The sequence below is a fragment of the Enterobacter cloacae genome, from assembly GCF_011078175.1.
Taxonomy (GTDB): domain Bacteria; phylum Pseudomonadota; class Gammaproteobacteria; order Enterobacterales; family Enterobacteriaceae; genus Enterobacter; species Enterobacter cloacae_Q.
On record NZ_JAALCJ010000006.1, the window covers coordinates 115,010 to 131,827 of the forward strand.

Sequence of the window (16,818 nt, forward strand, 5' to 3'; positions counted from 1 at the left end):
TCCTGGGCCTGATTATCGATTGTTTTGTGCGGAGCCCTGATTGCGTTTAGACGCATCCGGAACCAGACGGTAAAACGTTTCGCCCGGCTTAGTCATACTGAGTTCATTGCGTGCGCGCTCCTCAATCGCCTCCTGGCCGCCATTGAGGTCATCAATTTCAGCAAAAAGTTGATCGTTACGCGCTTTAAGTTTGGCGTTTGTCGCCTGCTGTGCCGCGACGTCATCGCTCACCCGGCTATAGTCGTGCAGTCCGTTTTTGCCGAACCACAGCGAATATTGCAGCCAGACCAGCAAAGCCAGCAACAGCAGCGTTAGTTTACCCATCCTGCCCCCTGAAAAAACGGCATCATCATCCCATAACTTTCCGCTGGACTCTACTGCGGGGTTTTAATTATGCCGTAAGTTAGCCCATCAGCCATAAAAACAGCAGGCCAAAGATGACCACAACGGTGGCAATAGTGATGAGGGTACTATACAGGAGCTTGCCGTTAAAAAGGGAGTGCAGCGCAACGCCCACAACCACCGCAACGGGCATCAGCGCGAGGAAGAAAGGCCAGGTATAGAGGAAGAAAAAGAGGGTGTTACCACCGTAGATCAAAAACGGGATACCCAGCGCCAGTAACCACGACACGAAGCCGACAATCGCCCCAGGGAAGGACCAGGTCGTTTCGTCGTCGGTCGTTAACGGTTCCGACCCGGTGGTAATCATGTAGTTTTCACTGTTGCGCATAGCTAATCCTGTGACCGTGACTCATCGCTCGGGAAGACAGCTCCCGAACGATACCGTCTCAGGATCTGATAATATCGTCCCGTCTGAGCAGGTCTAATAATTGGCTTACTAAATTTGTTACCAATTGTTGACCTTCCAGATGAATCTCAGGGGATTCAGGCGCTTCGTAAACCGAGTCAATGCCGGTGAAGTTTCGCAGCTCTCCCGCGCGGGCTTTTTTATACAGCCCTTTCGGATCGCGCGCTTCGCAGATTGCCAGTGGCGTATCCACAAACACTTCGATAAAGCGATTCTGCCCCACGCGCTCGCGCACCATCTGGCGCTCGGCGCGGTGCGGGGAGATAAACGCCGTCAGCACCACCAGCCCGGCATCCGCCATCAGGCTGGCGACTTCTCCCACACGACGAATGTTCTCCTTCCGGTCGTCGTCGCTGAACCCCAAATCGCTGCACAGACCGTGACGCACGTTGTCGCCGTCCAGCAGGTAGGTGCTCACCCCCTGCTGATGCAGCGCCTCTTCCAGCGCGCCTGCCACCGTGGATTTACCGGAGCCAGACAGCCCGGTAAACCACAGCACAACCCCACGGTGACTGTGGAGCTGTTCGCGCTGGGCGACGGTGACCGGATGAGGATGCCAGACGACGTTCTCATCATGGGCCGCCATCACTTGCCTCCCAGCAGATCGCGTGCGCCCCAGTGCGGGAAGTGCTTACGCACCAGCGCGTTCAGCTCCAGTTCGAACGCGCTGAATTCAGAAGTCACGGTCGCCAGCTCGTTTGGCTCACGCACCATGCCGGCACCGACGGTGACGTTAGTCAGGCGGTCGATGAAGATCAGCCCGCCCGTCACCGGATTCTGCTGATACGGATCCAGCACCAGCGGCTCGTCGAAGGTCAGATCCACCAGACCGATGCCGTTCAGCGGCAGCTCGCTCACGTCACGGTGGGTCAGGTTATTGATGTCCACCTGGAACTGAATGCCGTCCACGCGGGCGCGGGTTTTCTTGCCGGCGATTTTAATGTCATAGCTCTGGCCTGCGGTCAGCGGCTGTTCCGCCATCCACACGACATCCACGGATGCGCCCTGCACCGCCGCCAGCGTTTCCTGCGCGTCGACCAGCAGGTCGCCGCGGCTGATATCAATTTCGTCTTTCAATACCAGGGTTACCGCTTCACCTGCCCCGGCTTCGTCCAGATCGCCATCGAAGGTCACGATACGGGCAATGGCCGATTCCACACCGGACGGCAGCACCTTCACGCGCTGGCCCACCTTCACCAGGCCGGACGCAATGGTGCCCGAGAAACCGCGGAAATCAAGGTTCGGACGGTTCACATACTGCACCGGGAAGCGCATCGGCTGGGAGTCGACTACGCGCTGAATTTCAACGGTTTCCAGCACTTCCAGCAGCGTTGGGCCGCTGTACCACGGCATATTCGCGCTCTGAGAGGCAACGTTATCCCCTTCCAGCGCCGAGAGCGGTACGAAGCGAATATCCAGGTTGCCCGGCAGCTGTTCAGCAAAGGTCAGGTAGCTCTGGCGGATCTCGTCGAATCGCGCTTCGCTGTAGTCCACCAGATCCATTTTGTTCACCGCTACCACCAGGTGTTTGATCCCCAGCAGCGTAGAGATAAAGCTGTGACGACGAGTCTGATCCAGCACGCCTTTACGGGCGTCGATCAGCAGGATCGCCAGGTCACAGGTGGACGCGCCGGTCGCCATGTTACGGGTGTACTGCTCGTGCCCCGGGGTGTCGGCGATAATAAATTTGCGTTTCTCGGTGGAGAAGTAGCGATAGGCAACATCAATGGTGATGCCCTGCTCGCGCTCCGCCTGCAAGCCATCCACCAGCAGCGCCAGGTCGAGTTTTTCGCCCTGGGTGCCGTGGCGTTTACTGTCATTGTGCAGGGAAGAGAGCTGATCTTCGTAGATCTGGCGCGTGTCGTGCAGCAGACGCCCTATCAGCGTGCTTTTCCCGTCATCGACGCTGCCGCAGGTCAGGAAACGCAGCAGGCTTTTGTACTGTTGGGCGTGCAGATAAGCTTCTACGCCGCCTTCATCGGCAATTTGTTGGGCAATAGTCGTATTCATGGCGGCTCCTTAGAAATACCCCTGACGTTTCTTCAGCTCCATGGAGCCTGCCTGGTCGCGGTCAATCACGCGGCCCTGTCGCTCGCTGGTGGTCGACACCAGCATCTCCTCAATGATCTCGGGCAGCGTCTGCGCGCTGGATTCCACCGCGCCGGTCAACGGCCAGCAGCCGAGAGTACGGAAACGGACCATCTGTTTTTTGATCACTTCGCCCGGCTGTAAATCAATGCGATCGTCGTCGATCATCATCAGCATGCCGTCGCGCTCCAGCACCGGGCGCTCGGCCGCCAGATACAGCGGAACGATCTCAATATTTTCCAGGTAGATGTACTGCCAGATATCCAGTTCGGTCCAGTTGGAGAGCGGGAAGACGCGAATGCTTTCGCCCTTGTTGATCTGGCCGTTGTAGTTGTGCCACAGCTCCGGGCGCTGGTTTTTCGGATCCCAGCGGTGGAAGCGGTCGCGGAAAGAGTAGATACGCTCTTTGGCGCGGGACTTCTCTTCGTCGCGACGCGCGCCGCCGAAGGCCGCATCAAAGCCGTATTTGTTCAGCGCCTGCTTCAGCCCTTCGGTTTTCATGATGTCGGTGTGCTTGGCGCTGCCGTGCACGAACGGGTTAATGCCCATCGCCACCCCTTCCGGGTTTTTATGCACCAGCAGCTCGCAGCCGTAGGCTTTTGCGGTACGGTCGCGGAATTCGTACATCTCGCGGAATTTCCAGCCGGTATCCACGTGCAGCAGCGGGAACGGCAGCGTACCCGGATAAAACGCTTTACGCGCCAGGTGCAGCATGACGCTGGAATCTTTACCGATGGAGTACATCATCACCGGGTTAGAAAACTCGGCGGCCACTTCGCGGATAATATGGATACTTTCCGCTTCGAGCTGCCGCAGGTGAGTAAGTCGTTTTTGGTCCATAACCGTTCCTTAAGCCAAATTTACGACAGAAGAACCAAAGCCTTCTGTATCGGTTGTGTGCTGAAACCAGGCGAGCGTGCTGTGCAGCTGTACCACTTCCCCCACCACGATCAGGGCGGGCATTGGAGCGTCTTTCGCCAGGTCTGCGAGTTCTTGTAATGTGCCGATTGCGACGTGCTGATCGACACGCGTGCCGCGAGAAATCACGGCAACGGGCGTCGTTGCCTCGCGACCGTGCTGAATAAGCTGTTCGCTGATGTCTGCGGCTTTCATCGTGCCCATGTATATCGCCAGCGTTTGCCGGCTCTGGGCGAGATGTGACCAGTCAAACGGCGTGCTGTCCGCCTTGTAGTGACCCGTTACAAACGTGACGCTCTGCGCATAGTCGCGATGGGTCAGCGGAATGCCGGCGTAGGCCGTTACTGCTGACGCCGCCGTAATGCCAGGTACGACCTGGAACGGAATGCCCGCTTCGGCTGCCGCCAGCAGCTCTTCGCCACCGCGACCGAAGATAAACGGATCGCCCCCCTTCAGGCGCACCACGGTTTTGCCCGCTTTCGCGGCGTCAATCAGCATCTGGTTGGTATCGTGCTGCGGCACAGAGTGCTCGCCCGCCCGTTTGCCGACGCAGATCTGTTCTGCATCGCGGCGGATCAACTCGCGCACGCCGTCAGTGACCAGGTGGTCGTAGAACACCACGTCCGCATCCTGAAGAACCTGGAGGCCACGCAGCGTGAGCAGCCCGGCATCGCCCGGCCCGGCGCCCACCAGAATGATCTCCCCGCCCGTACTGCCGGGGTTATCCAGTTCGTCTTCGAGGATTTGTTGCGCCGCCGTCTCGTTACCGGCCTGCATCAGGCTGGCAAAGCGGCCGCGAAACACACGCTCCCAGAAGCGACGGCGTTCCGTCACGCTGGTCAGGCGTGTTTTCAGATGGTTGCGCCAGTAGCTGGCTTTCTCCGCCATGCGCCCGAGGCTGGTCGGCAGCAGCGCTTCGATTTTTTCTCTCAGCACGCGCGCCAGCACCGGGGCGGTGCCGCCGGAGGAGATCGCCACCAGCAGCGGCGAGCGGTCGACAATCGACGGGAAGATAAATGAACACAACGGCTGGTCGTCTACCACGTTCACCAGACGGTGACGGACCTGGGCTGCGTCGGAGATGCGGCGGTTGAGCGCCCGATCTTCGGTTGCCGCTATCACCAGCACCACGCTGTCGATCTGAGACGCTTCAAAATCTGCCTCTGCGACAACCTGTACCTGCGCCCCGGCGCGTTGCAGGAACGCGATTTTGCGATCGGCAATTTCACCTGTCCCGACAACCAGTACCGGTCGGTCTTTTAAGGCGGCAAAAAGGGGGAGATAGTCCACAGGCAACAACTCGCTAACAACCAGGAATAAAGGGACTATAGGGGGCGGCTTAGACCGAATGAAATTACGAATTGGAATGAGTAGTTACTCAATGGAATAACGCCGTGGAAAAGCAAATATCAAAAAGTGCTTAACACGCGAAATTTCGGGCATTTAAGAGCAATTCAAATTGTGTCTACCCGGTCACAGTTTCATACTATGCAGGTTAAAATTTTGCTCTGTTTTTAAGGACTCCCTATGTTTTCCGCAATGCGCCACCGATTCGTTGCCCTGGCGCTCGGCGTTTGCTTTATCCTTCCGGCTCAGGCAAAAAATCAATCTTACGGCGAAATAGCCAGCACGCAGGCGCGGCATATTGCTACGGTCTTTCCGGGCCGCATGACCGGAACCCCAGCCGAGATGCTCTCGGCAGACTATATTCGTCAGCAGTTTGCAGACATGGGCTATAAAAGTGACATTCGCGCTTTCCATAGCCGCTACATCTATACCTCCCGTAATAAAACGCAGAACTGGCATAACATAACCGGCAGCACGGTTATTGCAGCGCACGAAGGCAAGGCGGCTCAGCAAATTATGATTATGGCGCACCTTGATACCTACACGCCGTTGAGCGACGCCGACGTCGATAATAACCTCGGCGGGCTGACGCTTCAGGGGCTGGATGACAATGCCGCGGGGCTGGGCGTGATGCTTGAGCTGGCCGAACGCCTGAAGAATATTCCGACGAAATACAGCATTCGCTTTGTCGCGACCAGCGGCGAAGAAGAAGGAAAACTCGGCGCTGAGAATCTCCTTAAACGCATGAGCGCTGAGGAGAAGAAAAATACGTTGCTGGTGGTTAACCTCGATAATCTGATCGTGGGGGATAAGCTCTATTTTAATAGCGGACAGAGCACGCCGAGCAGCGTACGTAAACTCACCCGCGACCGGGCGCTGGCGCTTGCCCGCGCGCATGGCGTCTATGCCGCGACAAATCCGGGCGGTAATCCGGAGTATCCTAAAGGCACAGGCTGCTGTAATGACGGTGAAGTGTTTGATAAGGCGGGCATCCCGGTGCTTTACGTCGAAGCGACGAACTGGGCGCTGGGCAAAAAAGATGGCTATCAGCAGCGCAGCAAATCGAAAGCCTTCCCGGACGGGACCAGCTGGCATGATGTGCGGCTGGATAATCAGCAACACATTGATAAAGCGCTACCGCAGCGAATTGAGCACCGCAGCAGGGATGTTGTGAAAGTGATGCTGCCGTTGGTGAAGGAGCTGGCGAAAGCGGGGAAAGGCTGAGTTTTTTAAGTATAGCGTGGCCTGATGCCCTCCCCACCCCTCTCCCACAGGGAGAGGGGGGTTCAGGAATCACCCTTCGTGCAACCCGCACTCGCGCTTCAGCCCAAAAAATCGCGTCTCTTCTTCCGCCATTCCCGGTTCCCATTTACGCGTGGTATGGGTGTCGCCTACCGACAGGTAGCCCTGATCCCACAGCGGATGGTACTTCAGCCCGTGCTTTTGCAGATACTGGTACACCGTACGGTTATCCCAGTCGATGATCGGCAGCACTTTGAACACGCCGCGCTGCACCGCCAGCACCGGAAGCGTGGCGCGACTGCCAGACTGCTCACGGCGCAGCCCTGCAAACCACGTCTGCGCGTTAAGCTCTTTCAGCGCCCGGTTCATCGGCTCGACTTTGTTGATCGCATTGTATTTCTCAATGCCCTCAACGCCCTGCTCCCACAGCTTGCCGTAGCGCGCCTCCTGCCAGGCCGCGCTTTCCGTCGCGCGGTAGACTTTCAGGTTCAGCCTGAGCTTATCCGTCAGCTCGTCAATAAACTGGTAGGTTTCCGGGAACAGATAGCCCGTATCGGTGAGGATCACCGGAATATCCGGACGGATCTGATTCACCAGATGCAGACTGACCGCCGCCTGAATACCAAAGCTCGACGACAGCACATAGTCTCCCGGCAGGTTTTCCAGCGCCCACGCCACGCGCCCTTCGGCGTCCAGCTTTTCCAGTTGGGCATTGGTTTCTGCGAGTGCCAGAATGCGTTCGACTTTTGGCAATGCGTTGAGCGCGTTTAGATCGAGTACGGACATAAATACCTCTCGTGGTTACTCCCAGAAATCCCTTGCGGGATCGAGCACCGGGCGAATGATGCCCGCACGTACTGTAAAGTCGCCGAAGCCTTCATCCGCTTCGCGCTCTTTCGCCCAGCGACCGATAAGCACGTCGAGGGAATCGAGAATTTCCGGTTCGGTGATGTTCTCGCGGAACATACGCGGAATACGCGTCCCGATACGGTTACCGCCCAGGTGCAGGTTATAGCGACCCGGCGCTTTCCCTACCAGACCGAGTTCGGCCAGCATCGCGCGACCGCAGCCGTTCGGACAGCCCGTCACGCGCATAACAATATGCTCGTCCGGAATCCCGTGTTTTTCCAGAATCGCTTCCACTTTATCCGTGAAGGACGGCAGGAAACGCTCGGCTTCGGCCATCGCCAGCGGGCAGGTCGGGAACGACACGCAGGCCATTGAGTTTTCGCGCTGCGGCTTCACCGCATTCATCAACCCGTGCTCGCGGGCCAGCTCTTCAATTCTCGCCTTATCGCTTTCCGGCACGCTGGCGACGATCAGGTTCTGGTTGGCGGTAATACGGAACTCGCCTTTGTGGATCTTTGCGATTTCCAGCAGGCCGGTTTTCAGCGGACGGCCCGGATAATCCAGTATGCGGCCGTTTTCGATAAACAGCGTCAGGTGCCATTTATTGTCGATGCCTTTCACCCAGCCGATCCGATCGCCGCGACCGGTGAACTCGTAAGGACGGATTGGCTCAAACTTGATACCCGCGCGACGCTCCACTTCTTCTTTGAACGTCTCTATGCCCACGCGCTCCAGAGTATATTTGGTTTTCGCATTTTTACGGTCTGTACGATTACCCCAGTCGCGCTGGGTCGTGACCACGGCTTCCGCTACGGCCAGCGTGTGTTCCAGCGGCAGGAAGCCGAACTCGCTCGCGGTGCGGGCGTAGGTTTTCTTGTTACCGTGCTCGATAGACAAACCGCCGCCCACCAGCAGGTTAAAGCCCACCAGCTTGCCGTTTTCGGCAATCGCCACGAAGTTCATGTCGTTGGCGTGCAGATCGATATCGTTCTGCGGCGGGATCACCACCGTGGTCTTGAACTTACGCGGCAGATAGGTCTGACCGAGGATCGGCTCTTCGTCGGTGGTGGCGACTTTCTCCTGATCGAGCCAAATCTCCGCATAGGCGCGGGTGCGCGGCAGCAGATGCTCGGAGATCTTTTTCGCCCACTCATACGCTTCCGCGTGCAGCTCGGACTCGTACGGGTTTGAGGTGCATAGCACGTTACGGTTCATGTCGTTGGCCGTCGCCAGCGCGTCCAGCCCGACGGAGTGCAGCATCTGGTGAACCGGCTTGACGTTCTTCTTCAGAATGCCGTGGAACTGGAAGGTCTGACGGTTAGTCAGACGAATGCTGCCGTAAATCGTGTTGTCATGGGCAAACTTGTCGATCGCCTGCCACTGTTTGGTGGTGATAATGCCACCCGGCAGACGGCAGCGCAGCAGCATGGCATGACGTGGCTCCAGCTTCTGTTCGGCACGCTCGGCGCGAATATCGCGGTCGTCCTGCTGATACATACCGTGGAAACGGATCAGCAGGAAGTTGTCACCTTTAAAACCGCCGGTCAGGCCGTCATTTAAATCTTCGGCAATAGTCCCGCGCAGGTAGTTGCTCTCTACCTTCATGCGCTCGGCATCAGACAGTTTGCCTTCGACCACCAGTGGGCCAGGGTGTTTTTCGCTCATTAGTAGACATCTCGCTGATAACGGCGCTCTACGCGCAGCTCACTTAAAAATTCATCCGCCGCTTCGGCATCCATACCGCCGAATTCGGCAATCACTTCCAGCAGAGCCTGCTCAACGTCTTTCGCCATGCGATTGGCGTCGCCGCAGACATAAATGTGGGCACCGTCATTGATCCAGCGCCACAGCTCTGCGCCCTGTTCGCGCAGTTTGTCTTGTACATATACTTTTTCTTTCTGATCGCGAGACCAGGCCAGATCGATGCGGGTCAGCACGCCCTCTTTGACGTAGCGCTGCCACTCAACCTGGTAGAGGAAATCTTCGGTGAAGTGCGGGTTTCCGAAGAACAGCCAGTTTTTACCCGGCGCGTCGTCTGCCGCGCGCTGCTGCATAAAGGCGCGGAATGGCGCGATGCCGGTACCTGGGCCAATCATAATCACTGGTGTTTCCGGGTTCGCTGGCAGGCGGAAGTTGTCGTTATGTTCGATAAAGACGCGCACCTCGCCCTCTTCTTCCACGCGATCGGCCAGGAAACTCGACGCCCCGCCCGCCCGCCCGCGGCCTTCGATGTCGTAGCGCACCACGCCGACGGTGATGTGGACTTCGCTTTCCACTTCAGCCTGTGAGGAGGCGATGGAGTAAAGGCGCGGCGTCAGCGGACGCAGCAGGCCGATCAGCGCGTCGGCATCCAGCTGTGCCGGGGAGAAACGCACCATATCGACAATCGGCGTCGTCGCGGCGTAATGCTGTAACTTCGCCTTGTCCCCCACCAGCGGCAGGAGGGACTCGCTGCGCGTTAAGGTCGCGTAGTTTTCAACGATGTTAGCGGTGTTCACCGTCAGTTCGAAATGCCACTGGAGCGCTTCAGAGAGCGGCAGCGTTTTGCCTTCCACCTGAACAGGCTCCGTGCCTTTCAGCCAGAGCAGCTCAACCAGCTCTTGAACCAGCGCCGGATCGTTCTGATACCAGACGCCCAGCGCATCGCCAGGCTGGTAACGCAGACCGGAGTCGCCAAGATCGATTTCGATATGGCGCACGTCTTTTTCCGAATCACGGCCCGTGATTTTCTGGTTTACCGACAGGCTCGCCGTCAGCGGCGCCTCTTTCGTGTAAGGGCTGGTGTGGATTTCATTGACGGTGCCCGCTGCGGTAACGGCAGCCTGCGCGGGCGTCTCTTTCGGGACGCGGGCCTTCAGCACCTCAACGATGCGCGCCCGCCATTCGGCGGCGGCGGCCTGATATTCGACATCAGCATCTACGCGGTCCAGCAGGCGCTCTGCGCCCAGCTCCGCCAGCTTGCTGTCGAAATCTTTACCAGACTGGCAGAAAAATTCATAGGACGTGTCACCGAGGCCGAAGACGGCAAAGGCGGTGCCCTCCAGCTTTGGCGCTTTTTTGGAGAACAGGAACTTATGCAGCGCGACGGCTTCTTCCGCAGGCTCACCTTCTCCCTGCGTTGACGCCACCACCACCAGCATTTTTTCTGACGCGATCTGTTTGAATTTATAATCCCCGGCGTTGACCAGGTTGACGTTCAACTTTGCGGCGATCAGGTCATCACGCAATGCTTCGGCCACACGCCGGGCATTACCCGTTTGCGAAGCGGAGATAAGCGTAATGGCTGGAATTTCAACGGCAGTTGGTGATACGCCAGCCACAGCCCCCGGCTGCTGGTTCAGCATTCCCCAGAAATAGCCGGAGACCCAGGCAAGCTGGGTGGGTGAAAAATCGGAAGTCGCGGCCTGTAGGCGCGCCAGTTGCTCCGGGTTAAGGGGAAGCAAATTTGAAGGTGGGGCCTGTGTTGTCATGCGTCGTTATGTTCCAGTAGCAAAGCGGACTTTAAGCGAATAAATCCAAACTGAAGATAAGGTTAACGGCGGCGATAATAACAATTAAAGAAGGGATGGAAATAATAAATAACCAAATGGACTAACCTGTTTTAGTTATCGTTCTTAACGATAAAAACGATTAAATAACCATTTGAAATTAAACAATAAAACCTAATAAATACCATGAATACGAGGCGGTGACCGTTGAGAGCCGTTTTAGTTAATGCTAAAAATTGTGCTTTCCGGTACTATGCGGCGGTTTTTTCCGCATTCCTGAGAGCTATGATGTCCACCACACTGTTTAAAGATTTCACCTTCGAAGCCGCACACCACCTTCCACACGTACCTGCCGGGCATAAATGTGGCCGCCTGCACGGACACTCGTTTATGGTGCGTCTTGAAATCACCGGTGAAGTCGATCCCCATACGGGCTGGATCATGGACTTTGCCGAACTGAAGGCCGCGTTTAAGCCGACCTACGATCGTCTCGATCACTACTATCTGAATGATATTCCGGGCCTTGAAAACCCGACCAGCGAAGTGCTGGCGAAATGGATCTGGGATCAGATGAAACCGCTTGTGCCGCTGTTGAGCGCGGTGATGATCAAAGAGACCTGTACGGCAGGCTGCGTCTACCGCGGAGAGTGATGCTTGCCGGGTGGCGGTTTCGCCTTACCCGGCCTGTTAAAGCCTCTAATCGTAGGCCCGGGAAGCGCGAGCGCCACCGGGCTTTTTTCTAGGCAATGTTCAGATATTTGTGCGTTTGCATCGACAGGCGCCAGTTGCGGGCGATACAGGTTTCAATGCACAGACGGGTCGCATCGTCTTTCTGGCTGATAGGCTGTAGGGCAATAACGCGCTGCTTTTCGTCCGTCAGCGTCACCAGCAGTTCGTCCAGCGCTTCGATGTCACGCACGCGCCCCACCGGATGTTTGATCTCATCAGCACGCTCAAGCGCCTGCGACAGCACGTCATAACCGCCGCGCATATTCACTTTTGGTGAAACCGTTACCCATGTTGAATGAGAGCAGCGCACTTCATGGGTGCCGCTGGTTTCGATCTGACAGCTATAGCCATTCTTTTCGAGCAGTTCGGTGAGCGGCATCAGATCGTGAATGCAGGGTTCCCCGCCGGTGATCACCACGTGCCGCGCCGTCCAGCCCTGACGACCAATAATGGCGAGCAGATCTTCCGCACTGCCCGCGCCCCATTTATCGCTCTCTTTGGTTTTCGCCAGTATACTGAACAGTGACACTTCCCGATCTGCGAGCTTATCCCACGTATGTTTGGTATCACACCAGGCGCAGCCAACCGGGCATCCCTGTAGACGAATAAAGATAGCGGGAACGCCGGTAAAGTAACCCTCGCCTTGCAGGGTCTGGAACATCTCGTTAATCGGGTACTGCATAGTCAACTCTGTTAAGGGGATAAACGATAAGTATCGCAGATCCCCGTCAGATGATCATGCTCCATCGGTGCTTTGCGCGCCAATTGCCGTCATAAACCGTTCCGTAATTTGCTGCGGTCGGGTTATCGCCCCGCCGACGACAACCGTATGCGCCCCCAGCGCCAGACACCTGGCTGCGCGTTCAGGCGTATCCACGTTACCTTCGGCAATTACGGGGATCGTGACGGCGGACAGCACCTCTTTCAAAAACGCGCAGTCATTTTGCGGTAGCGAATGGCCCGCGGTCTCCGCCGTATAACCGTAAAGGGTGGTTCCGACGCAATCAAACCCCAGCCTTTGCGCGGTCACGGCCTCCTGCACGGTGGCAATATCCGCCATCAGCAGCAGCGAAGGGTAACGGGCGCGGATCTGCGCGATCAGCATATTCAGCGATCCGCCACCAGGCCGTTTCCGGGCGGTTGCATCCAGCGCAACGATGTCCGGGGCGACCGCCATCAGCTCATCCACTTCTTTGAGCGTCGCGGTGATGAACACCTCGCTGTCCGGATAGTCTCGTTTGATGATGCCGATTACCGGCAGTGAGATCAGACCTTTGATAGCGTCGATATCCACCACGCTATTGGCGCGGATCGCCGCAGCACCGCCCTGGGCCGCCGCCAGCGCCATTCGCGACATAATAAACGGGCTGTGCAGCGGTTCGTTTTCCAGCGCCTGGCAGGAGACGACCAGTTTTCCTTTCAGCGTATCCAGTACAGTTTTCATTACGATAAGATCTCTTCTACTTCGTTTTTGATAATGGTGACGTGCGGGCCATAGATGACCTGGACACCGTTGCCGCGGACGATAACGCCGCGCGCGCCGGTCGCTTTCAGTGCAGATTCATTGACTTTGCTACCGTCTTTCACCGTGACGCGAAGGCGCGTGGCGCAGCAGTCAACGTCATCCAGATTGTCTTTTCCTCCCAACCCGGCGATCACCGCCGCGGCGCGCTCGCTTTGCAGCAGGGTAGCCTCGTCAGCTACCGCCTCCTTTTCACGGCCCGGCGTAGCAAAATCAAAACGTTTAATCAGATAGCGGAAAGTACAGTAGTAAAGGAAGAACCACGGTACGCCCACCAGCGGGACGAACATCCAGTTAGTTTTCGCTTCCCCCTGCAAAATGCCGAACAGCACGAAATCAATAAACCCGCCGGAGAAAGTTTGTCCGATGGTGATGTGCAGAATGTGTGCGAGCATGAACGCCAGCCCGTCAAACAGCGCATGAATGACGTACAGCACCGGGGCAATAAACAGGAATGAGAACTCGACAGGCTCAGTAATGCCGGTCAGGAAAGAGGTTAACGCCGCGGAAAGCAGCAGTCCGGCAACGCGCTTCTTGTTCTCCGGCCTGGCCGTGTGGTACATCGCAAGACAGGCGCCCAGAAGACCAAACATCATTGTTATAAAGCGCCCGGACATGAAGCGCGACGTGCCCTCATAGAAGTGCTGCGTGTTCGGGTCGGCGAGCTGGGCGAAGAAGATCCGCTGCGTGCCCTCGACCAGGTGCCCGTTGACAATTTCACTGCCGCCAAGCGCGGTGGTCCAGAATGGAAGATAAAAGATGTGGTGCAAGCCAAACGGGCCAAGCATGCGCAGGATGAAGCCGTACAGCAAAGTCCCCAGATAGCCGGTGGCATCCACCAGCCCGCCGAGGCCAAAGATCAGCTTCTGAAAATGCGGCCAGACCACGGTCATCAGCGCGCCGACGAGTATTGCCGCCAGCGAGCTGATAATGGGTACAAAGCGCGAGCCGCCAAAGAAGCCCAGAAATTGCGGAAGCGCGATTTTATTAAACCGATGATGCAGTGCGCAGGTCACCAGCCCAATAACTACCCCACCAAACACGCCCGTTTCAAGCGTTTGAATACCCAGCGTCATGCCCTGTCCTGCGGCACCCGGGTTCTCATGCGCCAGTTTTCCGGTCAGGATCAGCAGCGCATTGATAGTGGCATTCATCACCAGATAAGCGAGCAACGCCGCCAGCCCTGCCGTGCCTTTATCATTTTTCGCCAGCCCAACGGCGACCCCAACAGCGAACAGTACCGACAGGTTTGCAAACACAATCGAGCCTGCACTGCTCATGATGGTAAAGATGGCCTGTAGCCAGCCAACGTCTAAAAATGGATACGCGGTAAGCGTATTCGGATTCGATAGCGCCCCGCCGATCCCCAGCAACAGACCGGCTGCGGGCAGTATCGCGATGGGTAACATAAAGGATTTGCCAAAGCGCTGCGCTTTTTCAAACCATCCGCCGGAAGACGCTCCGCTGAACATTTGCATCATTTTTTATCCCTCTGGTTAATGATGAAAATTTTTACCACATATATTTTTAATTGTGAAAATTATCACCAAAAACCAGGACGCCGATCATACTTTTTCAAAATGACTGGCATCTCTGCCCCGCTTTCCGCCACACTAGTCGGCAGAGAAACGCATTAAGGATCTAGTATGTCGGACCATGAAAACCTGCTGCTGAAGCTACGCCAGGAGGCTTCCGGGTACAGCCCAACGCAACAAAAACTGGGGGAGTTTGTTTTAAACGATCCTGCCAGGGTGCTCTACCTGACGATCACCGAGCTGGCGCGTGAAAGCAGCACCAGCGAGGCCAGCGTCACACGCCTTTGCCGCACGCTGGGCTGTAAGGGATACAACGAATTTAAAATGGCGCTTGCGCTGGATATTCAGCAGGGTTTGCCGGAGCGTCAGGAAGGAGATGCAATAGATAACGTGGTGGATGAGTCTGTCCAGGCGCTGCAAGATACCGCAAAACTCCTCGACCGGGCCCAGCTTGAACAGGCGACACTGGCCCTTCATCAGGCGCAGTCAGTGCAAATTTACGGGGTGGCGGCCAGCGCGATCCTGGGAGAGTATTTGCATTACAAGCTGCTGCGACTCGGCAAACCTGCACAGCTGTTTAGCGATATGCATCGCGCCGCCATGAATGCGACGACGCTCTCGAAAGAGACACTGGTGGTCGCCATCTCAAGTTCTGGCTCTACACGGGATCTGCTTCACGTGGTGAAACTCGCCCGCAAGCGCGGCGTTAAGGTCCTGGCGCTCAGCAATACGCCCCGCAGCCCGCTGGCCTCCCTGAGCGATTTACAGCTGGTTGCAGCCAAGCCCGAAGGACCGCTGAGCGCGGGTGCGCTCAATGCTAAAGTTGGCGTGATGCTGCTGGTTGAACTGCTAACCACTTCTCTTATCGCATTAGACAGCCATTACGGTGACGTCAGCCAGCAAACGGCAAGCGCCACGTTGCCGCTTCTGCTTTAGAGAACAAAAAACCCGCCGAAGCGGGTTTTTTCATAAGAACGAAGGTTCCGGCTTATGCCTGGCCTTTGATCTCTTTACGGCCGTTGTAAGGTGCTTTTTCGCCCAGCGCTTCTTCGATACGAATCAGCTGGTTGTATTTAGCAACACGGTCAGAACGGCTCATAGAACCGGTTTTGATCTGGCCAGCAGCGGTACCCACAGCCAGGTCAGCAATGGTAGCGTCTTCAGTTTCGCCAGAACGGTGAGAGATAACCGCGGTGTAGCCAGCGTCTTTCGCCATTTTGATCGCAGCCAGCGTTTCGGTCAGAGAACCGATCTGGTTGAATTTGATCAGGATGGAGTTAACGATGCCTTTCTCGATGCCTTCTTTCAGGATCTTGGTGTTGGTTACGAACAGATCGTCACCAACCAGCTGGATTTTGTCGCCCAGTACTTTGGTCTGGTATGCGAAACCATCCCAGTCAGACTCGTCCAGACCGTCTTCGATAGAAACGATTGGGTACTGTTTGGTCAGGTCTTCCAGGAAGTGAGTGAACTCTTCGGAGGTGAACGCTTTGTTGCCTTCGCCAGCCAGAACGTATTTACCGTCTTTGTAGAATTCAGATGCTGCGCAGTCCATCGCCAGGGTGATGTCTTTGCCCAGCTCGTAGCCTGCTGCTTTAACCGCTTCAGCGATAACAGCCAGTGCTTCTGCGTTAGAACCCAGGTTTGGCGCGTAGCCACCTTCGTCACCAACAGCGGTGTTCATACCTTTAGCTTTCAGAACTTTAGCCAGGTTGTGGAACACCTCAGAACCCATACGAACCGCTTCTTTCAGGGTTTTCGCGCCAACTGGCTGAATCATGAATTCCTGAATATCAACGTTGTTGTCTGCGTGCTCACCACCGTTGATGATGTTCATCATTGGTACAGGCATGGAGTATTTGCCCGGGGTACCGTTCAGCTCAGCGATGTGCTCGAACAGTGGCATACCTTTAGCAGCCGCTGCTGCTTTGGCGTTCGCCAGGGAAACCGCCAGGATTGCGTTCGCACCGAAGTTAGATTTGTTTTCAGTACCGTCCAGATCGATCATGATCTTGTCGATGCCAGCCTGATCTTTAGCATCTTTGCCAACGATAGCCTGAGCAATAGGACCGTTAACAGCGCCAACCGCTTTCAGTACGCCTTTGCCCATGAAACGGGATTTGTCGCCATCACGCAGTTCCAGCGCTTCACGGGAACCCGTAGAAGCACCTGATGGAGCCGCTGCCATACCGACGAAACCACCTTCCAGATGAACTTCAGCTTCAACGGTCGGGTTACCACGGGAGTCGATGATTTCACGACCGATGACTTTAACGATTTTGGACATTAGAT

The 16,818-nt window shown here is 56.4% G+C and carries 16 protein-coding genes; 3 read left to right on the forward strand and 13 right to left on the reverse strand.

The window, feature by feature from the left end; translation table 11 throughout:
- Nucleotides 1-12: 12 nt before the first annotated feature.
- The 6 genes from ftsB to cysG form a co-directional block, all read right to left on the reverse strand.
- The gene (gene ftsB, locus G6Q29_RS14415; RefSeq protein WP_003862095.1) at nucleotides 13-324 is read right to left on the reverse strand and encodes a cell division protein FtsB; all 312 of its coding nucleotides are present in this window, start codon (nucleotides 322-324) and stop codon (nucleotides 13-15) included.
- A gap of 79 nt (nucleotides 325-403) precedes the next feature.
- Complete coding sequence (locus tag G6Q29_RS14420) at nucleotides 404-730, reverse strand: DUF3561 family protein (protein WP_006811767.1); 327 nt, start codon at nucleotides 728-730, stop codon at nucleotides 404-406.
- Nucleotides 731-788: 58 nt separating this feature from the next.
- Complete coding sequence (gene cysC / locus G6Q29_RS14425) at nucleotides 789-1,394, reverse strand: adenylyl-sulfate kinase (protein ID WP_165466163.1); 606 nt, start codon at nucleotides 1,392-1,394, stop codon at nucleotides 789-791.
- Nucleotides 1,394-2,818 carry a sulfate adenylyltransferase subunit CysN gene (gene cysN / locus G6Q29_RS14430; RefSeq protein WP_165466164.1) on the reverse strand — a complete coding sequence of 475 codons (1,425 nt, stop codon included), beginning with the start codon at nucleotides 2,816-2,818 and terminating at the stop codon, nucleotides 1,394-1,396. Before cysN ends, cysC begins: the two co-directional genes overlap by 1 nt.
- A 9-nt stretch (nucleotides 2,819-2,827) precedes the next feature.
- Nucleotides 2,828-3,736: a sulfate adenylyltransferase subunit CysD gene (gene cysD, locus G6Q29_RS14435; RefSeq protein WP_006811770.1), complete on the reverse strand. Its 909-nt coding sequence runs from the start codon at nucleotides 3,734-3,736 to the stop codon at nucleotides 2,828-2,830.
- A gap of 9 nt (nucleotides 3,737-3,745) precedes the next feature.
- The gene (gene cysG / locus G6Q29_RS14440; RefSeq protein WP_165466165.1) at nucleotides 3,746-5,104 is read right to left on the reverse strand and encodes a siroheme synthase CysG; all 1,359 of its coding nucleotides are present in this window, start codon (nucleotides 5,102-5,104) and stop codon (nucleotides 3,746-3,748) included.
- Between the two features lie 237 nt (nucleotides 5,105-5,341).
- On the opposite strand from cysG, the gene G6Q29_RS14445 reads away from it, so the two are divergent.
- Entirely contained in the window at nucleotides 5,342-6,385 is a 1,044-nt protein-coding gene (locus tag G6Q29_RS14445; protein WP_165466166.1) for an aminopeptidase, read from the forward strand.
- Nucleotides 6,386-6,454: 69 nt separating this feature from the next.
- Here the strand turns inward: G6Q29_RS14445 and cysH are convergent, their stop codons facing one another.
- Genes cysH through cysJ form a run of 3 tightly spaced genes read right to left on the reverse strand, consistent with a single transcriptional unit; the run spans nucleotide 6,455 to nucleotide 10,722 of the window.
- Nucleotides 6,455-7,189: a phosphoadenosine phosphosulfate reductase gene (gene cysH, locus G6Q29_RS14450; protein ID WP_165466167.1), complete on the reverse strand. Its 735-nt coding sequence runs from the start codon at nucleotides 7,187-7,189 to the stop codon at nucleotides 6,455-6,457.
- Nucleotides 7,190-7,204: 15 nt separating this feature from the next.
- Nucleotides 7,205-8,917, reverse strand: coding sequence for an assimilatory sulfite reductase (NADPH) hemoprotein subunit (gene cysI / locus G6Q29_RS14455; protein ID WP_165466168.1), 1,713 nt, complete (start codon nucleotides 8,915-8,917; stop codon nucleotides 7,205-7,207).
- Nucleotides 8,917-10,722, reverse strand: a complete 1,806-nt coding sequence (gene cysJ / locus G6Q29_RS14460) for an NADPH-dependent assimilatory sulfite reductase flavoprotein subunit (RefSeq protein WP_165466169.1) — start codon at nucleotides 10,720-10,722, stop codon at nucleotides 8,917-8,919. Before cysJ ends, cysI begins: the two co-directional genes overlap by 1 nt.
- 303 nt (nucleotides 10,723-11,025) lie before the next feature.
- On the opposite strand from cysJ, the gene queD reads away from it, so the two are divergent.
- Nucleotides 11,026-11,391, forward strand: coding sequence for a 6-carboxytetrahydropterin synthase QueD (queD, locus tag G6Q29_RS14465; RefSeq protein ID WP_006811776.1), 366 nt, complete (start codon nucleotides 11,026-11,028; stop codon nucleotides 11,389-11,391).
- Between the two features lie 88 nt (nucleotides 11,392-11,479).
- Here the strand turns inward: queD and queE are convergent, their stop codons facing one another.
- The 3 genes from queE to G6Q29_RS14480 are packed head-to-tail and all read right to left on the reverse strand — an operon-like array spanning nucleotide 11,480 to nucleotide 14,472.
- Nucleotides 11,480-12,151 (reverse strand): 7-carboxy-7-deazaguanine synthase QueE, encoded by a 672-nt coding sequence (gene queE / locus G6Q29_RS14470; protein ID WP_165466170.1) that lies wholly within the window; start codon nucleotides 12,149-12,151, stop codon nucleotides 11,480-11,482.
- Nucleotides 12,152-12,205: 54 nt separating this feature from the next.
- The gene (locus G6Q29_RS14475; RefSeq protein WP_165466171.1) at nucleotides 12,206-12,913 is read right to left on the reverse strand and encodes an N-acetylmannosamine-6-phosphate 2-epimerase; all 708 of its coding nucleotides are present in this window, start codon (nucleotides 12,911-12,913) and stop codon (nucleotides 12,206-12,208) included.
- Nucleotides 12,913-14,472, reverse strand: a complete 1,560-nt coding sequence (locus G6Q29_RS14480; RefSeq protein ID WP_165466172.1) for a PTS transporter subunit EIIC — start codon at nucleotides 14,470-14,472, stop codon at nucleotides 12,913-12,915. The genes G6Q29_RS14475 and G6Q29_RS14480 overlap by 1 nt, the downstream gene beginning before the upstream one ends.
- 165 nt (nucleotides 14,473-14,637) lie before the next feature.
- Here G6Q29_RS14480 and G6Q29_RS14485 point away from each other — a divergent pair, with 165 nt between their 5' ends.
- The gene (locus G6Q29_RS14485; RefSeq protein ID WP_165466173.1) at nucleotides 14,638-15,462 is read left to right on the forward strand and encodes a MurR/RpiR family transcriptional regulator; all 825 of its coding nucleotides are present in this window, start codon (nucleotides 14,638-14,640) and stop codon (nucleotides 15,460-15,462) included.
- Between the two features lie 52 nt (nucleotides 15,463-15,514).
- On the opposite strand, the gene eno is transcribed toward G6Q29_RS14485, so the two are convergent.
- The gene (gene eno / locus G6Q29_RS14490) at nucleotides 15,515-16,813 is read right to left on the reverse strand and encodes a phosphopyruvate hydratase (RefSeq protein WP_006811784.1); all 1,299 of its coding nucleotides are present in this window, start codon (nucleotides 16,811-16,813) and stop codon (nucleotides 15,515-15,517) included.
- Nucleotides 16,814-16,818 lie beyond the last annotated feature (5 nt).

Excerpts from the sequence above, each read along its gene's own strand:
- ftsB (WP_003862095.1), bottom strand. The coding sequence starts at position 324 with ATGGGTAAACTAACGCTGCTGTTGCTGGCTTTGCTGGTCTGGCTGCAA.
- G6Q29_RS14420 (WP_006811767.1), bottom strand. The coding sequence starts at position 730 with ATGCGCAACAGTGAAAACTACATGATTACCACCGGGTCGGAACCGTTA.
- cysC (WP_165466163.1), bottom strand. The coding sequence starts at position 1,394 with ATGGCGGCCCATGATGAGAACGTCGTCTGGCATCCTCATCCGGTCACC.
- cysN (WP_165466164.1), bottom strand. The coding sequence starts at position 2,818 with ATGAATACGACTATTGCCCAACAAATTGCCGATGAAGGCGGCGTAGAA.
- cysD (WP_006811770.1), bottom strand. The coding sequence starts at position 3,736 with ATGGACCAAAAACGACTTACTCACCTGCGGCAGCTCGAAGCGGAAAGT.
- G6Q29_RS14445 (WP_165466166.1), top strand. The coding sequence starts at position 5,342 with ATGTTTTCCGCAATGCGCCACCGATTCGTTGCCCTGGCGCTCGGCGTT.
- cysH (WP_165466167.1), bottom strand. The coding sequence starts at position 7,189 with ATGTCCGTACTCGATCTAAACGCGCTCAACGCATTGCCAAAAGTCGAA.
- cysI (WP_165466168.1), bottom strand. The coding sequence starts at position 8,917 with ATGAGCGAAAAACACCCTGGCCCACTGGTGGTCGAAGGCAAACTGTCT.
- cysJ (WP_165466169.1), bottom strand. The coding sequence starts at position 10,722 with ATGACAACACAGGCCCCACCTTCAAATTTGCTTCCCCTTAACCCGGAG.
- queD (WP_006811776.1), top strand. The coding sequence starts at position 11,026 with ATGATGTCCACCACACTGTTTAAAGATTTCACCTTCGAAGCCGCACAC.
- queE (WP_165466170.1), bottom strand. The coding sequence starts at position 12,151 with ATGCAGTACCCGATTAACGAGATGTTCCAGACCCTGCAAGGCGAGGGT.
- G6Q29_RS14475 (WP_165466171.1), bottom strand. The coding sequence starts at position 12,913 with ATGAAAACTGTACTGGATACGCTGAAAGGAAAACTGGTCGTCTCCTGC.
- G6Q29_RS14480 (WP_165466172.1), bottom strand. The coding sequence starts at position 14,472 with ATGATGCAAATGTTCAGCGGAGCGTCTTCCGGCGGATGGTTTGAAAAA.
- G6Q29_RS14485 (WP_165466173.1), top strand. The coding sequence starts at position 14,638 with ATGTCGGACCATGAAAACCTGCTGCTGAAGCTACGCCAGGAGGCTTCC.
- eno (WP_006811784.1), bottom strand. The coding sequence starts at position 16,813 with ATGTCCAAAATCGTTAAAGTCATCGGTCGTGAAATCATCGACTCCCGT.